The 15,708-nt window shown below is 58.4% G+C and carries 16 protein-coding genes and 1 pseudogene; 14 read left to right on the top strand and 3 right to left on the bottom strand.

Features of this window, described 5'->3' with window-relative positions; all coding sequences use genetic code 11:
• Window positions 1-65: 65 nt before the first annotated feature.
• Complete coding sequence (locus AC0L3B_RS25490) at window positions 66-452, bottom strand: hypothetical protein (RefSeq protein WP_473381221.1); 387 nt, start codon at window positions 450-452, stop codon at window positions 66-68.
• A 489-nt stretch (window positions 453-941) separates the two neighbouring features.
• A pseudogene (locus AC0L3B_RS25485) lies at window positions 942-1,104 on the bottom strand (hypothetical protein); the annotation flags it as partial.
• Between the two features lie 141 nt (window positions 1,105-1,245).
• On the opposite strand from AC0L3B_RS25485, the gene AC0L3B_RS25480 reads away from it, so the two are divergent.
• The 13 genes from AC0L3B_RS25480 to AC0L3B_RS25420 all read left to right on the top strand — a co-directional run bounded on the left by AC0L3B_RS25480 (window position 1,246) and on the right by AC0L3B_RS25420 (window position 12,808).
• Window positions 1,246-2,571, top strand: a complete 1,326-nt coding sequence (locus AC0L3B_RS25480) for a tyrosine-type recombinase/integrase (protein ID WP_473381220.1) — start codon at window positions 1,246-1,248, stop codon at window positions 2,569-2,571.
• A 368-nt stretch (window positions 2,572-2,939) separates the two neighbouring features.
• Window positions 2,940-3,275 carry a hypothetical protein gene (locus tag AC0L3B_RS25475; protein WP_473381219.1) on the top strand — a complete coding sequence of 112 codons (336 nt, stop codon included), beginning with the start codon at window positions 2,940-2,942 and terminating at the stop codon, window positions 3,273-3,275.
• A gap of 19 nt (window positions 3,276-3,294) precedes the next feature.
• The gene (locus AC0L3B_RS25470) at window positions 3,295-4,212 is read left to right on the top strand and encodes a phage tail length tape measure family protein (protein ID WP_473381218.1); all 918 of its coding nucleotides are present in this window, start codon (window positions 3,295-3,297) and stop codon (window positions 4,210-4,212) included.
• Window positions 4,213-5,478: 1,266 nt separating this feature from the next.
• Complete coding sequence (locus tag AC0L3B_RS25465; protein WP_473381217.1) at window positions 5,479-6,243, top strand: hypothetical protein; 765 nt, start codon at window positions 5,479-5,481, stop codon at window positions 6,241-6,243.
• A 423-nt stretch (window positions 6,244-6,666) separates the two neighbouring features.
• On the top strand, window positions 6,667-6,942 hold the full coding sequence (locus tag AC0L3B_RS25460; protein ID WP_473381216.1) for a hypothetical protein: 276 nt from the start codon (window positions 6,667-6,669) through the stop codon (window positions 6,940-6,942).
• 267 nt (window positions 6,943-7,209) lie between these two features.
• Complete coding sequence (locus AC0L3B_RS25455) at window positions 7,210-7,545, top strand: hypothetical protein (protein WP_473381215.1); 336 nt, start codon at window positions 7,210-7,212, stop codon at window positions 7,543-7,545.
• 402 nt (window positions 7,546-7,947) lie between these two features.
• Window positions 7,948-8,757 (top strand): TIGR04255 family protein, encoded by an 810-nt coding sequence (locus AC0L3B_RS25450; protein WP_473381214.1) that lies wholly within the window; start codon window positions 7,948-7,950, stop codon window positions 8,755-8,757.
• Entirely contained in the window at window positions 8,754-9,620 is an 867-nt protein-coding gene (locus tag AC0L3B_RS25445; protein WP_473381213.1) for a hypothetical protein, read from the top strand. Before AC0L3B_RS25450 ends, AC0L3B_RS25445 begins: the two co-directional genes overlap by 4 nt.
• Before the next feature lie 9 nt (window positions 9,621-9,629).
• Window positions 9,630-10,160 (top strand): hypothetical protein, encoded by a 531-nt coding sequence (locus tag AC0L3B_RS25440; protein ID WP_473381212.1) that lies wholly within the window; start codon window positions 9,630-9,632, stop codon window positions 10,158-10,160.
• A 62-nt stretch (window positions 10,161-10,222) separates the two neighbouring features.
• Window positions 10,223-10,543 carry a helix-turn-helix transcriptional regulator gene (locus tag AC0L3B_RS25435; RefSeq protein WP_473381211.1) on the top strand — a complete coding sequence of 107 codons (321 nt, stop codon included), beginning with the start codon at window positions 10,223-10,225 and terminating at the stop codon, window positions 10,541-10,543.
• A gap of 489 nt (window positions 10,544-11,032) precedes the next feature.
• Window positions 11,033-11,299 (top strand): helix-turn-helix domain-containing protein, encoded by a 267-nt coding sequence (locus tag AC0L3B_RS25430; protein WP_473381210.1) that lies wholly within the window; start codon window positions 11,033-11,035, stop codon window positions 11,297-11,299.
• Window positions 11,300-11,330: 31 nt separating this feature from the next.
• The gene (locus tag AC0L3B_RS25425) at window positions 11,331-11,927 is read left to right on the top strand and encodes a hypothetical protein (RefSeq protein WP_473381209.1); all 597 of its coding nucleotides are present in this window, start codon (window positions 11,331-11,333) and stop codon (window positions 11,925-11,927) included.
• Between the two features lie 131 nt (window positions 11,928-12,058).
• Window positions 12,059-12,808 (top strand): hypothetical protein, encoded by a 750-nt coding sequence (locus tag AC0L3B_RS25420; protein WP_473381208.1) that lies wholly within the window; start codon window positions 12,059-12,061, stop codon window positions 12,806-12,808.
• Here AC0L3B_RS25420 and AC0L3B_RS25415 read toward each other — a convergent pair.
• A complete protein-coding gene (locus AC0L3B_RS25415) occupies window positions 12,773-13,729 on the bottom strand; it encodes an IS481 family transposase (RefSeq protein WP_473381207.1) in 957 nt (318 codons plus the stop codon). The two genes, AC0L3B_RS25420 and AC0L3B_RS25415, sit on opposite strands and share 36 nt — an antisense overlap.
• On the opposite strand from AC0L3B_RS25415, the gene AC0L3B_RS25410 reads away from it, so the two are divergent.
• A complete protein-coding gene (locus AC0L3B_RS25410; protein WP_473381206.1) occupies window positions 13,718-15,466 on the top strand; it encodes a VapE domain-containing protein in 1,749 nt (582 codons plus the stop codon). The two genes, AC0L3B_RS25415 and AC0L3B_RS25410, sit on opposite strands and share 12 nt — an antisense overlap.
• The last annotated feature ends 242 nt before the right edge of the window (window positions 15,467-15,708 follow it).

Genomic DNA, 15,708 nt, shown 5'->3' with positions numbered 1-15,708 from the left:
GGAAGTAGTCCCTCCAGCCGATGAACTGGATGAGCAGAGAGGGGCCACACGAGCGACGGCTCACCTCATGTGAAGACGAGGACAAGCAGGCTCGAGCAGAGTAGCGCAACTCCTACTGCGGTCAGCCCTAGGAAACTGCTGGAGACAAGATCATGACTGCCCATGAACGACCTCTGCGGCGAGGAATAGAGATCGGCAATCGCCGCTTCGTTCCCTTTCCAGCCAATCTCGAGATTATTATTCAAATGAGGCGCACAATTCCTGCTGGTCCCGCGATGGGGCGCACGTTTCCAGCAAAATCGATGGATAGTTCGCCGCGTTCCGGCGGCATCCTCGTTAAATGCTATGGCGTCTGCAAACGGATCGCGCTCCCTCGAGGTGCAGCCAGGTTCGGGATAGGTCGAGCTCGGCAGGATGTCGATCCAGGCCTTCAATGTCTTCCAGAGCTTCACGCTCGCGACCCTCAGCGCAGGCGACTTATGTTTGAGAGAATGCTACAGCTGCTCCAGAAAGGTTTCGCCGTTGGCGACGAGAACGACGTCGTCCAGTGTTTCAAGCCATACTAACGCCTCGTCGTCAGTTTCGCGCCATAGCAAGATTAACGCGTACTGTCCCTGATAGCAAAGTCCAAAGCGGCGTCGCCCGCGCTGTGCTCGTTCTTCGTGGTCTTCGTGGTCAAGCCCGCCTCTCCTAGCTGATGAGGTGGATTCTTACAGCAGTCTCTATCCGCCGTGCAGCATTTGCAATCGGACTACATCATGTATCGGCGTAGGAGTTGCACGACAGGCGGTCGGGCGCTTCCTCGCCAACGGCTAGCGCAGCAAAAATGCGCTCCCAGATGCCGCGCAGTGGGCACGAGAGACGGTCTCGGGCGGTATCGCGACCCCGATCCGGATCTGTGCGCAAATCCTTACGAACCTGGTGCTGTCGGGCCCGAAATTTCACGCCGCTCTCGAGGCCCTCGCGCCAAAACGACGCAAGAGCTGCTCCACCTCAGCGGCCGGCTTGGCCGCCGCTGAATAAGAATCCCTGCACCTCGTTGCAGCCCTCAGCGCGAAGCCAATCCAGCTGCTCGGTGGTCTCCACCCCTTCCGCCAGTGAAGATTCTAAAGCTGTCTAAAGCTGTCCACCTAAGTCCAATTTCTTCAACGAATTCATGCATTTCCTGTTAGTCTCTGTCTGATATTGTCCAACCCGGTAGCACGCTAATCCAGCGTCGCTGGTAGGGCAGATGGCAGGGCAGGAATGGCACGGCTCATCAACAGGCTTGCTTCGAACTCAGTCAAAACACTGACCGCATTTAAGCGGCATGCCGATGGTGGCGGACTGTATCTCTCCATTTCTGAAAATGGCGGCCGACGATGGGTCTTCCTTTATCGTTGGCGCGGCAAGAAAACCGAAATCGGGTTCGGGTCTGCGCGCGACGTCTCTCTTGCCAAAGCTCGGCAGTTGGCGACGGACGCGCGTGCCAACCTAGCGGAGGGTGTCAATCCCAAGGATTCGATCCGCAACAGTAAGTCCGTTCCCACATTTGGCCAGGTAGCGCAGCGCTTCATCGATTCCATGCGGCTGTCGTGGAAAAATCCAAAGCACGCTGACCAGTGGCAAATGACACTGATGGGCACGGACAAGAACGGGAAACCTGCCAAGTTCGATTACTGCGCTTCACTTCGCGGGTTAGCGGTCGACAAGGTGACTACGTCGGACGTTTTCGCGGTCCTCAAGCCGATCTGGCTTGAAAAGCCTGACACTGCCCGTCGAACGAGGGGACGCATCGAGCGCGTACTCGGGGCTGCCAAGGCTAAAGGGGAGCGATCCGGCGAAAACCCGGGCAGGCTGAAAGATAACCTTGATGTCCTTTTACCGCCGCAGAAAAAGAGCGGAGGTCACCACAAGGCGCTGCACTATCGCAAGGTGCCGGCCTTTATGCGCGAATTGACCAGGAGCACCGAAACGGCTGAGTCGGCTTTGTCGTTCACCGTGCAGACGGTCGCGCGATCGTCCGAGGCACGCCTTGCGAAATGGGAAGAATTCGAATTGCGCGCGGTGCCTGTAACGATACGCGACGAGGACGGCAAGGAATTCACAAACACCGGGCCGCTCTGGTCGGTCCCCATCATCCGTATGAAGGAAGAGAGACTGCATCAGGTGCCATTGGCGCCGCAGGTCGTAGCAATCCTAGAACGCGTCAGGCGCACCAGCACTGGTGTGTATGTGTTCGCTGGTCCGGGCGATGAACCTCTGCCCGAGGGCGAGTTTGATAGGGTACTGCGAGCCTTTAAGATCAAGGGGGATGCGACGACGCATGGATTCCGCTCGTCATTCCGCGACTGGGCATCAGAGGAAACGAACTTCGACGACAAGGCGTGCGAAATGGCGCTTGCACACAAAGTGTCTGACGACGTCGAGGCTGCATATCGGCGCGGCGCCCTATTTGAGAAGCGCCGCCACATCATGCGGGCATCGTCAGATTACTGCGCAGGCACGCCGGCCGAGCAAGTAGTCAATTCCTTGGGTTTTGGGTTGACCGTACATTCGACTGGCATGATCTCGTCTACTGTAAACCGGTAATATTTCAAGGATTGGGCCGCAGAAAACGGCTCAGATTTGTCTACAATGGCCCGTCTGTTGACAGTATGCATACACGGTGGTACAACTACCGACCATGGACAATCAAGTCGCGTTCACCATTCCCGAGTTTTGCGTGCGCACCGGATCTGCCGCGCAACTTTTTACAACCTTGTTAGGGATGGCCAAGCGCCGCAGCGTATGAAGGTCCGCGGAAAGGTCCTTATCGAGGCGGAGGCGGCTGCCGAGTGGCGCCGCGCCCATCGCGTTCCGGCTCCCGTCGAGCCTGCTCGGTGAACCCGAGCTTACGCAATCCATTCGAGCAAGGCGCCCGCGCCAACCAAAGTCATCATCACTGAAAGGAAAACCGCGTGTCTGATCGCATCACGAAATTTACTGTCGCAGTCGGCCCGATGAAAACTCGCGAACTCAACGTCAGTCTTGACGCATTCCGGCGCGTGTCCAAGGTCTTCGGCGGCCTTGTCCCAGCGTATAACAAGGTTGCGGCGCTCGACCAGGAATCCTTCGCACAGATTCTGTTGCTTGGGAGCGATTTGAGCCCTTCTGAGATGGAAAGATCGCAACCCGAATACGAGCGTGACCTTTTCGAAACAGGAATGGTCGATTTGCAGCGACCACTTCTCGATTACTTGAACCTTCTGGCGAGCGGTGGTCGCCAGGCGAAAGTGGCCGAAGCCGAGAAATAGACGCTAGGAGGGCCGCGACGTGGATATCGCAACGCTGGGCTTGGCCTTGGACTCCCGGCCGATTGTGGCCGGGGCTAAGGCTCTCGACGGTTTGGCCACGGCGGCGAATGCAGCGGCGGTCGGCGCGGACAAGCTGCAGGCCGCCACCAAGACGACGGGAACCAGCGTTGCCGGCGTGGCCAAATCCGCAGAGACGGCCGCAAAAGGCATCGACAAGGTCGCCGCCTCGACCGGTCTCGCCCGCCATGAGATGATCAACCTGTCCCGGCAGTTGCAGGACGTCGGTGTTTCGTTGGTTTCCGGCCAGTCGCCGTTCATGGTCCTGGCTCAGCAAGGTACGCAGATTGCGGACATCTTTGGTTCGAGTAAAAGCGCGACCGTGGGCGGCGCGCTCCGGCAAATCGGCAGCACAATTGCCGGCGTGCTCACGCCGATGCGCCTGCTCGTCGGTGGTGTGGCGGGTGTCGCCGCAGGCTTCGCGATCGCAGCGAACAGCATCATCAAGAGCGAACTGGCGCTGGACGATTTTTCGCGCTCGACCGATCTTTCGCTGACCAAGATCCACGCACTGCAGCAGTCCGCATCTTTCAAGGGCATCGGCAAACGACGATTTTCAGAAAGGCATCGCGGCCTTTGCTGGATCGGTCAACGACGCACAGCACAATTTCGGCACCCTGAATGGCTTGATGATCGCCAATGGCAAGAGCGCCAAGGATCTCGCCGGCTATCTCGGCAACGTTGCCGATCTCGTCGCCCGTTCGACCAGCGACGTGGAGAAGCAGAAGATTTTGCGCGAAGCCGGCCTGCCGAGCGATGCGGCGTGGGTGCGCTACATGGAGCAAGGCTCCAAAGGCATTCAGTCCGCAATCGACGGCACGGTGAAATTCAACGAATCGGCAGAACTCAATCTGATCCGGAAGGCGCGCGAATTCGATGACGCTTGGAATAAGGCGACCACCAATATGGTCAACTATTTCAAGTCAGGCGTTATTGACATCACGTCCGCGCTGTCGAACGTGAAAATCCCGGATTGGCTCAAGAAATACGGCGACCTTGCGCTGTCTATCAATCCACTGACTGCCGGCGTCTACAATCTCGGCAAGACCGCCGTGAATGCGATGTCGAGTGCTCCGACCTTTGCGGACCGTTACGGCTCGTTCGATCGGCCGCTGAATGCTGGCGCCATGCAGCGCGGGCTCAATCAGCGCGCAGGCATGGCAGAACCACAGACGCTTCAGCAGGCGTTGGCAGCTAACCAGCAAGCGCAGGCGCGTATCGGGCTGCTCGGAAACCTGGCAACCGTTGAGGATCAGGTAAGGGCAAAGGAACTCGAACTCGCCGCCGCGGCGTTGCAGGGTGTCGGCGTTTCCGCCAAACAGCGCGAGGGTATCCTGAACGTGGTTCGCGCGCAGGGCGAAATGTCGCGCGTGCAGGAACAGGCAAGTACCGGACTTTTCGACCTCGCCAAAGCTCAGCAGGCCACCAACGACAGCTTACAAGTTCTTGTCTCGCGCGGTCTGCTAGATCCGACAAACGTTCAACAATGGACCGCTGCGAACAACTATGCTGCAAAATCGCTGGAAGACCTCAGCGATCAGGCGAAGATTGCGGGTTCTGCACTGCCGCAACTTCAATCTGCACTGAACGAGATCGGGAGCGGCCGTAAGCAGCTCGATTCTCTTCTCACCGAAGGGCGCAGCATAAATAGCGGCTTCTTTGTCGAATTCGGCCAGCAACTGCGCAGCGGTGCCAATGCCTGGTCATCGTTCAAAGCTGCCGGGTTGGATGCGCTCGGCAAAATTGCCGACAAGCTTATGTCGATGGCAGCCGATAAATTGTTCGCGTCGGCTTTCGGGGGATCGTCAGGTGGCGGCCTTCTTGGTGGCCTGGGAAGTCTATTTGGACTCGGCAGCGGTAGTGTGCCGGTGATGTCCTCGGGCCTTGGTGCGGGCACAGGCGGCCTTTCCTTCCCGATGTTCGCAGGTGGTGGCCTGATAAGCGGGCCGGGCGGCCCACGATCGGATAGCATTCCAACCTTGCTCTCGAATGGAGAATTTGTCGTCAACGCGGCGTCAACCTCTCGTTTCAAGCCTTTGTTGGAAGCTATCAATAAAGGCGTGGGCAAATTTGCCATGGGTGGTATCGCCGGAATGGCTCCCGGAGCAGAGTGCGGACCGGAACTCATTCTGAAAAGGGTTGCTGCATGAGCATTGTCGTCTGCATACCGGCAACCAACGGCATACTCTTCGCGTCGGACGGCGTTGCCTATGACGAAGATGGGACGATCTTGGGAATGGCTTCGAAGGTTTTGCCAGTGGCGGCAGGATCATCCGTACTGGCTTGGGTCGGAGCGGGGGCGTTCGGTCCCGCCATCGCGTCGCAGATCGGGCCGCCCATATGCACTTTTGACGATCTTCTGAATCATGTCGTCGGATACGGAAGGAATGCGATCGATCACCTTAAGAGTATCGACCACCGATGGCACGCCAGCGGTACGGCCATCGTCGCGGGGTGGTCCGAGAGAGATGGAGGCTATCGCGCGTATACCTTCAGTTCGTACCCCAAGGAACAATTGATAGGCGGCCAAACAGTCACGAAGACGGCTTGGGAGCTGCAGCGCTTGGACGGAATGTATCTTTCAACGATCCCATCGGAAATTTATCTTCAGCAGGCCGGAATTCCCGATTTTTACAATGACGATACGATGCCGATCGACGAACTGGCTGTTCGCGTGGTTTGTGGGGCTCGGCTCGCGTCTCGGGAGTTTGCTCCAGGCGAGGAGCCCGTGCCGGGCTCAAGCATGAGCCATTTCGCAGCCGGCGGCTTCATTCAAGTAACTTTCTTTGAGAAGGATTGCCTCACGCAAAGGATAGTGCACCGCTGGCCCGATCAGGTTGGAGAGCGAGTAGACCCCTCAACCGGAGAACGAGTGCCACCCTTCCTCATGAATTCGAATTTGGCATCATAGGAACCTCACAGGAAGAACCATGCCGTTAAATCTCGTCGAACCGAACCTCGAAAAAGTGAAACCAGAGTTGCGCGAGTTGTACGTCAAGGATGCGAAGTCAGGAAAGTATCGTCTCGATTTGTCCGATCTGAAAACTCACGTCGAAGCATTCGTATCACCCATCGAAAAACAATTGAGAATTGTCAGCGAGAATGAGCGAAAGCTTGCTCTTAGTGTCGCGTTTCGTGAAGCCGGCGTCGATCCGCGGTACGACGAGTTGGTTTTCGCAAACATCGAGGACCGAGTCGCGATCGGAACCGAAGATGACAGGCGAGTCGTTCGAATTGTAGCATCCGACGGCGGGACGCCGATGGTTGGCAGTGGTCCGAACGGCCTCGCAACGCTCAGCGATCTCATGAGCGAGACCGCTGAGAGTTTCCGTCGATGTTCAAGCCGACGGGGCTTACTGGAAAGGGCGGGACGCCCGATCCGCACAAGGTTCTCACGCGTTCAGCGTTCGACAAGCTGCAGCCGGTCGAGCGCGCCGAAAAAATGCGTGATGGCTACAAAATTGTTGACGATCAAGCCGACGCAAGATCGGCAAGTCGCCCGCCACCCAAGCCGGGCGAAAAGGTCATGACGCGGGAAGCGTTCGACCGACTCGGCCCGATCGACCGTTCCGAAAAGATATTGAAAGAGGGGTACAAGGTCGTCGACTGATCCGGCGGCCTCAACAATGAAATGACCACACCGCCACCACCTAGCGACCGGCATTTGCCGCCGCCTCCCTGTCCCGTACCGCCGCCCGCTGGTGGCGCGCCGGAGGCGCCTGCACAACTACTCGGACCGCCGCTCTTGCACACCTTGCCGTTACCGGTGCCGCAACCGTTACCGGAGGGCAGGGACGCGAGAGGGCGATTTGCGCCGGGAAACCCCGGCAAGCAGCCCGGCACGCGTCACCGCGTCACCGTAGCCATGGAAAGCCTCATGGAAGGCCAGTGGGAGGGCCTGACGAAAACCGCTGTAGCGTTGGCACTCCGCGGCGACACGACGGCGCTGCGGCTCTGCCTGGACCGGATTGCCCCCATCCGGCGCGGTGGCCATGTGGAGATTCCCGACTTTCCGGTGTTGGCAAGCCCGGCCGACGTCCCCAAGGCGCACGCGGCCATCCTGTCGGCCGTAGCGGCCGGGTATCTGACAGCCGATGAGGCAAAGCCGCTGTCGGACCTGCTCACGGCCTACGTCACGGCGTTCGACGTCGTCGACACCGCCGCCGAGGTGGCCGAAATCAAGCGAATGCAGCAAGAGGCCATGCAGCGGTGAGCCGTCGAAGGGTCACGCAAGCGGACCTGGCCGAGATGCGAAAACGCACCCCGCGTCCGGATCTTCGGCCGCAGGTCGCCCTCATCGTAAGGCGGATTGTCCATCCGGATCCGGCTCGCTTGGGGATGGCGCCGGTACCGACGCCGCCGAACACGCCCGAACAGGATGCCGCGATCGCCGACGCCCTGGCCGCCTGGCGAATGGATGGAAAGGTTCGGCGCTTGGTATTCAGCAGTAATGCTCCTGCGGACGCGGTGGGGCGACTGTGATTCTCGAATCATCCTATGGGCGGACAGAAAGGCCGCTGAAATAGGGGGGGCTGAGCCCTCAATTGCCTGTTAACCACAAAATGCCAGCTTTCCAGCCATTGAGGAATTGGTCTAGGGTTGTCGCAAGGTGCCAGTGTCCACGAACAACCTCCCGGAGTTTGAAGCGCCACCTCTTCATGAGGTGGTGATGGGCATTCAGTTTCAGCCCGCGCCTGGCTATCAGCAAATCAGGTCGCTTGAAGTTTGGCAGCTTTTTCAGGAGCAATTTCCGGTTGTGTCGGAGCAAGTTCCACTCAACGCTCAGTTCGAAACTTTTGGACTGCCCGTGGCCCCACAGTTTTTCCCCTTCCAGTTTGGCACGGGCATTGAACATAGCCGTCTCTGGTTTCAGTCCTCGACCGGCCATGATCTCATTCAATTCCAACCCGATCGTCTGTTACATAACTGGCGAAAGATGGACATCGAGAGCGCCGAGTATCCGCGGTTCGAGCGCGTGCTGACACAATTCAAAACTGAAATGCAAAGGCTTGAGGCCTACTTCAATCGCTATGGCAATGAGCGACTAGTGATCACTCAATGCGAACTGTCGTATCTGAACCAAATCAAGTCCGTTGGCGGCCCGGAGCCATTTAGGCCGCAGGAATGGTTTTCATATATCGCGCCCGAAGCGCCGCCGGTCGACGAACTCATGTGTACAGTCAAGCGGATTTTGCACGATGCCGAGGGAAAGCCCTATGGTCGGCTTTACCGCGAATCGGTTACAGGGGTTGATCGTCAGGGTGGACGGGTCCTCACGCTCAACCTTACCGCGCGGGGGCGACCGGTAGCCGATACGATTGAAGGGGCCCTCGATTTTCTTGAAAACACTCGCCATATGATTGCAGACGAGTTTTTGAGTTCCACCACTCCCGCTGCCCACGAACGCTGGAAGCGAGTTCGATGAGTCCCACCGCCAATTCAGCATTTTCCAACCTTGACGGTCGTTTTGTGAGCCGGCCAGTGCGCCGTCTGCCCGAGCCCATCCGGCTCTTTGTCGGGGACGACTTTGCCGCTTGGCGCGAACCCGTCATGCAGCGGTTGGAGAATTTGGTTCAGGCCGTGCCACAAAGTGATGCCGGTGCCGCGCCTTCCGTTCGACTCGAGGTTGCCCATTTTACGTTGCAGATGCTGAAATCGATTTGCACTCCAGACACAGCGCCTCCTGAGATAGCGGCCGGTGCAGCCGGCGATCTGCAGGTCGAGTGGCACACTCCATCTACCAAGATCGAGTTGCATGTGATGGCTCCGAACTCCGTTAGGGCGTGGCGCCAGACGCCCGGCCTTGCGAACGGGGAAGAAGCCGACTTGACGAATGACTTCCTGCTCGTGTTTCGGTGGGTCCGCGAAATGCTAGAGACTGCACCGCCCGGATTCCAGGCGATGCCGACTACGATTGTTCCGCCGGCAACATTGCCCTTGGAAACGGTCTCAATTCTCGACCGGCTATCGTACTCAGTTGATCAGTCGGTCGTCGATGCTGAATTTCTTGACAAGGCGCGGGCGGCCAAGAACCAAGCAGTGACATTCGTGGAGCGACATAGGCTGACCGGCAATCCCCGGGTGATGATGTCCGACGATGGTGTATTGACGTTGCAATGGAGAAGTGGGGTAAACGGCGCGGCGTTGATCTTCCCCGGTGACGGCACCGTTTCGTTTGCAGTGAAAAATGCCCACCAGAACTACTTGAACAGCGGTTTGGATGAGGCGCCGCTAGATGCCTCGCTGCCGCAAGAGTTTCGTGCGGCCCTGCAGACGCTTGTTGCCTAGTTGTAGCCGATGCCGGACTGCGCTGAGGAAACAACTACGCAGCATCATCTCGGCGCCGCCCACGGTTTTGGGCCTGTGCAAAACGACGAATACGTGTACTTCGCGGTATTCGATCAAACCAAACGCGACGGCAATTCGGTGAGCGCGGATTCTTTCGACAACAAGCATCTAAAGAAGGAAGGTTTGTCGGTTTCACGTGCGTCTCATACAACTCGCGCAGTTTTCGACAGCGATGTTGTCAAGCCGGGTGTCAACCCAAAAGGTGCTTTGGTTGGCATCTCGCGCGCACTCACCGAGAGAATTCGATCGCTGATATCTCAAATACAGATGAATAGCGCTGAAGTTTCGGTGCGTTCGTTCTGTGTACTCGACAGTGTGCTGCCCGGCGATTATGAGGCTCATGCCACGTTGAAGTACGCCGAGCTTCCAGTCGGCGTCAGCGAAGGCAAAATTGGTGCGATAAGGTCTAGAGCGCGCATGGAACTGGCTGACGTGTTCAGCTCGATCGACGTTGCGGACAGCTTTTCCTTCAAGCCCTGATTATTGCTGTGGATTGAGAATTGTCGACATAAGATGGTGGGTGACCGCGATAGGGTCACCAGATGACCGATCAGCCTTGCCTCATGTCCGGCGCCGAAGCCGCAGCGTATTGCGGCGTCACGCCCGCGACCTTTTCCAAGTGGGTCGCCGCCGGCACCATTCCAGCGGCGTTGCCAGGAACGCGCAGATGGGACCGCAAAGCCATAGACTTGGCGCTGGACAAAGCTTCGGGAATTGTGGCGTCGCCGGTGCCCGACGGCAACGCGGAATTGGAACAATGGATACGTGACGACGCCGCGCGGAAGGCAGAGGATGACTGGGAACGGACCTATGCTGCGCGCAAAGCAACGCAGCATGCCGTGCCCCGAAAGCCCCGTCGTTGATCAGTGCGGTCGCGGCTTCGTGTAATGCTGCATGCCACTCGATCGCCTCGTCATCGTACCCAAGCGCCTGCAGCGCGACGCGAAGCATGGAAACGGCGTGCTCGCGCGCATCCGCCATGGTCATCCGGAGCCCATGCCGCCGAGCGAACGCAACACTGGCACGGAGGGTTTTGGGGCTGGCTTCCTTTTCGAAGGCGGCTACGGCAGTCTCGTAAGCTTGTCGATCGATCGCAAATCGGCCGACGCTTTCCGGGTTCGCAAATAAGCAGCCGGGCAGGGTGGAAACTGAAAGAGCGCCTCGAATGACTAATCCGCTCATGCGTTGATCTCCGGTGGGTGCAGGGCAGGTCTGCCTCGTGACGGAAACCACAATACGTCAACGCATTTCGTTGTCAATGAATTTGACCGACGTATCGTCAATTATTTTCATTGACGATTTAACCATACGAACGTGTAATGCTTCAAGGTCAGTAAATGGGGGTGCGTTGAATGACAATCACCGGAGCACAGGTGCGCGCCGCGCGCGCGTTTCTGAAATGGACCGTCGCCGACCTGGCGAAATCCGCCGATGTTGGGAATTCGACGATTCAAGATATTGAAAAAATCGAACCGCGGGAGATCGCAGGGCACTGGCGCGTCAGCGCACGCGAGGAAGCTCTAAAGAAAATCGAGCGGGCTTTGATCGACGCGGGAATTACGTTCTTACCGGCCAACAGCCAGGGGACCGGAATACGGGGCAAATCCCCACCGGCTTGACAATATGTGATATTCATATATTGTAGGCGGCATGGCGACAACGACTATCTTTATTGAGATTTTGAGTCGGCTCTTAGGCATCCCGGCCTCGACCATCACGACCTATATACAGCGCCTGCGCGAGGATGAGACCATCTTCCGCCGCGGCAAACAGGGACCCGGCGCGGTCGACTTAACGGCTCGCGAACTGGCCAATTTGCTCATTGCGCTGTGCGCGACACCCTCTACAGGGCGCAAAGCGCCGAACCCCTTGGACGTTGTAAGAACCGCCAGGGCTGCTGCCCTGCTGAGCGGCGAATTTGCTGACGAAATCAGAGGCTTTGCTTTTTCGCGAGCCGAGACGTTCGGCGAAGCACTCGAAGCGCTCATCTCTGATATGCGCAGCGGCGCGTACGCGGCGTGGAAGGGCGAGCACTACCCGCATGCCACGATACGGTTTCTCGATCACGGCGGACGCATCTTCGTGAATTTGCAACGGGGGGAGGATCCAATGTCCGTCGTCGTATTCCGTAACGATGACGGGGATTTCGGCGGACCATGTCTAAATCAGATTGCTCAACTGGATCTGATTGCGCTCGAAGCTGTAGCCCAAGCCATGGGGTCAATCTTGACTGAACCTGCCCCATAACGAAAACGCCCCGGATCGGAGCGATCGCAGGGCGTGGATTGCATCGGTAATTCGCTTGGCAGCTATTACCTATCACAGTTCACGGTTTTTGCAACCGTTTTGGTTTGGGACTCACAAACGAGGAGTCCTGAATGCTCGCAAATTACCTTCCGCGGACTGCCGACATCGACGGCAACACGCTCGTCTTCTACGACAGTACTTTCGCCCTCGGATGCGTTGAACTGCACGAAGATCAGGAAATCCACGGCACCACGATCGGTCCGAACGATGAACTGATACCCGGTGAAGACGTGCCTGGAGCCGTTGAAATATGGCCCGACGACTTTGAAGGCGATCATGCTTTCATTCGGGTGAAGCCGGACACGCTGCGCGTATTTGAGCGCGGGGTCATTCCCGACCGCGGAGAGTTTCAGGTCTATTTCGACCGTGAAAGTAACCAGCAGTTCATTGTGGAAGACCTCCCGGCATTGAAGCAGGAAGCTGAGCGCCGAGCCTACCTCGACGCGCTTGCCCGGTGGGAGCGTCACCCGGCGCAAGATGATGAAAGCGCGGACCTGCCGCCAGAACCCGTTTTTGAGCCAGCTCGCGCAGAGTGGGAGGCGTGGCAAGTCGCGCTGGCGGAGTGGGAAGCCCTAATGACCGCGCTGGACCTTGAGATGGGCGATCGCCGCCGCGAAGGCCGGCCGGCGATGAACGACGATCAGAAGACTCGGGTTGACGCCCTCGGCGGCAAAATCCAACTACTCGGAAATGCATACTGGAGCAAGGTGCCTGTGAATAAGATCGAGCCGAAGGCCCAAGAGGAAATCAACCGGCAAAAGCTGTATGGTCCGCCTGGCAACGCTCTAGTTGTGGAGCCTCAAGAGGTTGTCCTCGGTTAGACCGAGTCTGCTGATTGGCTTTTGCGAGTTTATACCACCATGTGGTCTGTGCCAGTTGTATTGGTGCAGCCAGATTGGCAGTTCTTGGGCGCGCCGATCTGATGTTGGATAGGCTTTGGCGTAAGCCCATTCCCGAAGGGCGGTCTGGATGAAGCGTTCGGCCTTGCCGTTTGTTCTCGGCGTGTAGGGCTTGGTGCGGATATGCTTGATGCCCAAATCCCGACAAGCATCGCGGAATGCAAAGGACTGGTAGCAACTCCCATTGTCGGTCATGACGCGCGCGACGGTGACGCCGAGGCTTTTGTAATAAGCCACAGCCGCCTTGAGGAAGGAAACAGCACTCTCAGCCGTCTCATCGGGCTTGATCTCGGAGAAGGCGACGCGGGAATGGTCGTCAATGCAGACGTGGACGAAATCCCAACCGGCGCCACGGCTTTTGTTCGGGCCACTCGGATCGCCGGTGATGCGGTGACCGACACGCTGGAAACGCCCGAGTTTTTTGATGTCGAGGTGAATGATTTCGCCTGGATTCTCGCGCTCATAGCGACGTTCCGGCTCGGCCGGCTCCAGATCACGGATCCGGTTCAAGCCCAAGCGGCGCAGGACGCGGCTGACGGTGGCCGCCGACACCTCGACCTCGGCTGCGATCTGCTTGCCGGTGTGGCGCTGCCGGCGCAAGGCCTCGATGGCTGCACACGTGGCTGGCGGGGTTTGGCTCGGCGATGAATGGGGTCGCGACGAGCGGTCGCGCAAACCATCCACACCTTCTCCGCGGAACCGCTTGACCCATTTGGCGACGGTCTTCGGCGTCGTGTTGAACTGGTAGGCAGCGTCGGCCTGGCTCAGCCCACCTTCCACCACGCTTCGGACCATCGCCTCTCGACCTTTGGGCGTCAGAGGCGCATTCTTGTGGATGTTCATCTGGTCTCTCCTTGGAAAACTGAAGCTTCGCAACCTCAGCTTCCTCGGTTCAGACCAGATGGACAACCTCCTGAAAGACCACATCTAGTCGGCAACACCGCCCTTGCCATCGCCGGCCTGGCCGCGCGACCGATCGACGATTTCGACGAAGGTTGGTATTCGGTCGAGCGCTGGCCCGATGCGCCGCAGTTGCCGTCGGCCGCAAACGAGAACTATCCGGCAATTTTCAAGCAACTCAATTCCGCCATCCGCCGAATCGTGGCGATGGCGCAAAAGCCCCGGACCTTCCGCGTAGACCGAGTGGCGCACATCCTAGCAATTTTAGCGCTGGTGCATCCGGAGACATCTACAGAACTGATCGACCTGATCCGGACGAAAAAGTGCGCAATCCCGGAAGATGCCCTGGCCAGGGCCCACAAACAGTTCGAGGATCGGATACTCTGGGAAATTCAGGGCAGGAACCGCACCGGCTACGTCAGCAGCGCCGGCAACAAGCCCGATCCGGCCAGCTTCGATAATATCCGCACTTTCCTGAACGTCGATCTTCGCTACGACGAATTCACCAACTCGATGGAATCGTTCGAAGTGTACGATCAGGAATGGAAACGTTTGGGGGAAACCCAACGCGACTCGCTCTGGCTTGACACGCACACCACCGCGCACAACTTCAATTGCTCGAAAGATTTTTTCCGAGCCGGGATCGACCGGATTGCGCGCGAATATACCTATGACGCGCTGCGCGATGCTATCGACGCGCTGAAGTGGGACGGCATCGAGAGGCTTGGGAACTGGCTGTCGAAGGCAATCGGCAGTCCGGACGATTCTTATCATCGCGCGGCCGGCGCCAACCTGATTGGCGGCCTGGTCAAGCGAGCGCGCGAACCGGGCGCCAAGCACGACGAGACGGTGATTTTCATATCCGAGGAAGGGAAGTCCAAATCGAGCCTTTGCAAGGCCCTGGCGCTGCGGCCCGAATGGTTCATCGATTCGGTGGAGTTGGGCGGACGACCGCAGGATGTCATTCCGCAGCTCAAGGGTAAGCAGATCATCGAGTTGGCCGAACTGGCTGGCATCTCGAAAACCGAGACCACCAAGCTAAAAGCCTTCATGTCGCGGGAAAACGACAACGCCACGCTCAAGTACAAGGAGGAGGCCAGCGACCATTTCAGGCGTCACATTTGCATCGCAACGACTAACGAAGACGCGCCGCTGCTTTCGCAGACCGGCAATCGCCGCTGGCTGCCAGTGCGTGTCGACGGTGAAATCGATCTCGATTGGATCCGCGAGAACCGCGAGCAGCTTTATGCCGAGGCCGCCACATGGCATGCCGCCGGCGAGGACTTCCGCATTCCGCAGGCGCTGTGGTCCGTGGCGGGCCTGCACCAGGACGCCGCTCGCGAGCGCACCGGAGCCGAAGATGTGCTGGCGTTCGCGTTTGGCGATGAGCGCGATTGCTACGTCACGGCGGCCGACGTGCAGTTGTTCGCGTCGGAGCGGCGCTTGCCGCTGAAGGACGTGCGCGCGGCCCTCAAGAGCCTCGGGTTCGCGTCGAAGGCGCCGCGTGACGGAACGGTCGGGAGAGTTTGGCGCCGCGGCAACGCCGGAACGGCCGTCCGCTTCAAGGTGGAAATTTACACGAACAGGCCTTGTGAATTCAGGATCGATGCGATGGTGGTGGCGGCCCGCGCGGTCGGCTCAATCTCACCACCGTGTCCAGTGCCATTGCCGCGAGGCTAGGTGTAACGGCAGCGCGCGGCCGTAACGGCTCGATCAAGTGCAGCCGTTACGGCAATTCTCCAATGATTTCATTCCGTTGGTTTACTGTAACAGCTGTAACACTAACTTTTCTAGAAGATAGCTAGAGAGGTTATAGATGGACTTGGTGGTATGGTGGCCCGCCCCGAGCCCTCGTAGGAAAACTGCTGTTACAGCGTTACTGCCGTTACATCCTGGCAAAGCCGCGTCGTTAATGCGGATGC

It is taken from the genome of Bradyrhizobium sp. Kon56 (genome assembly GCF_055807635.1).
This window is presented reverse-complemented; position numbering and strand designations above follow the sequence as displayed.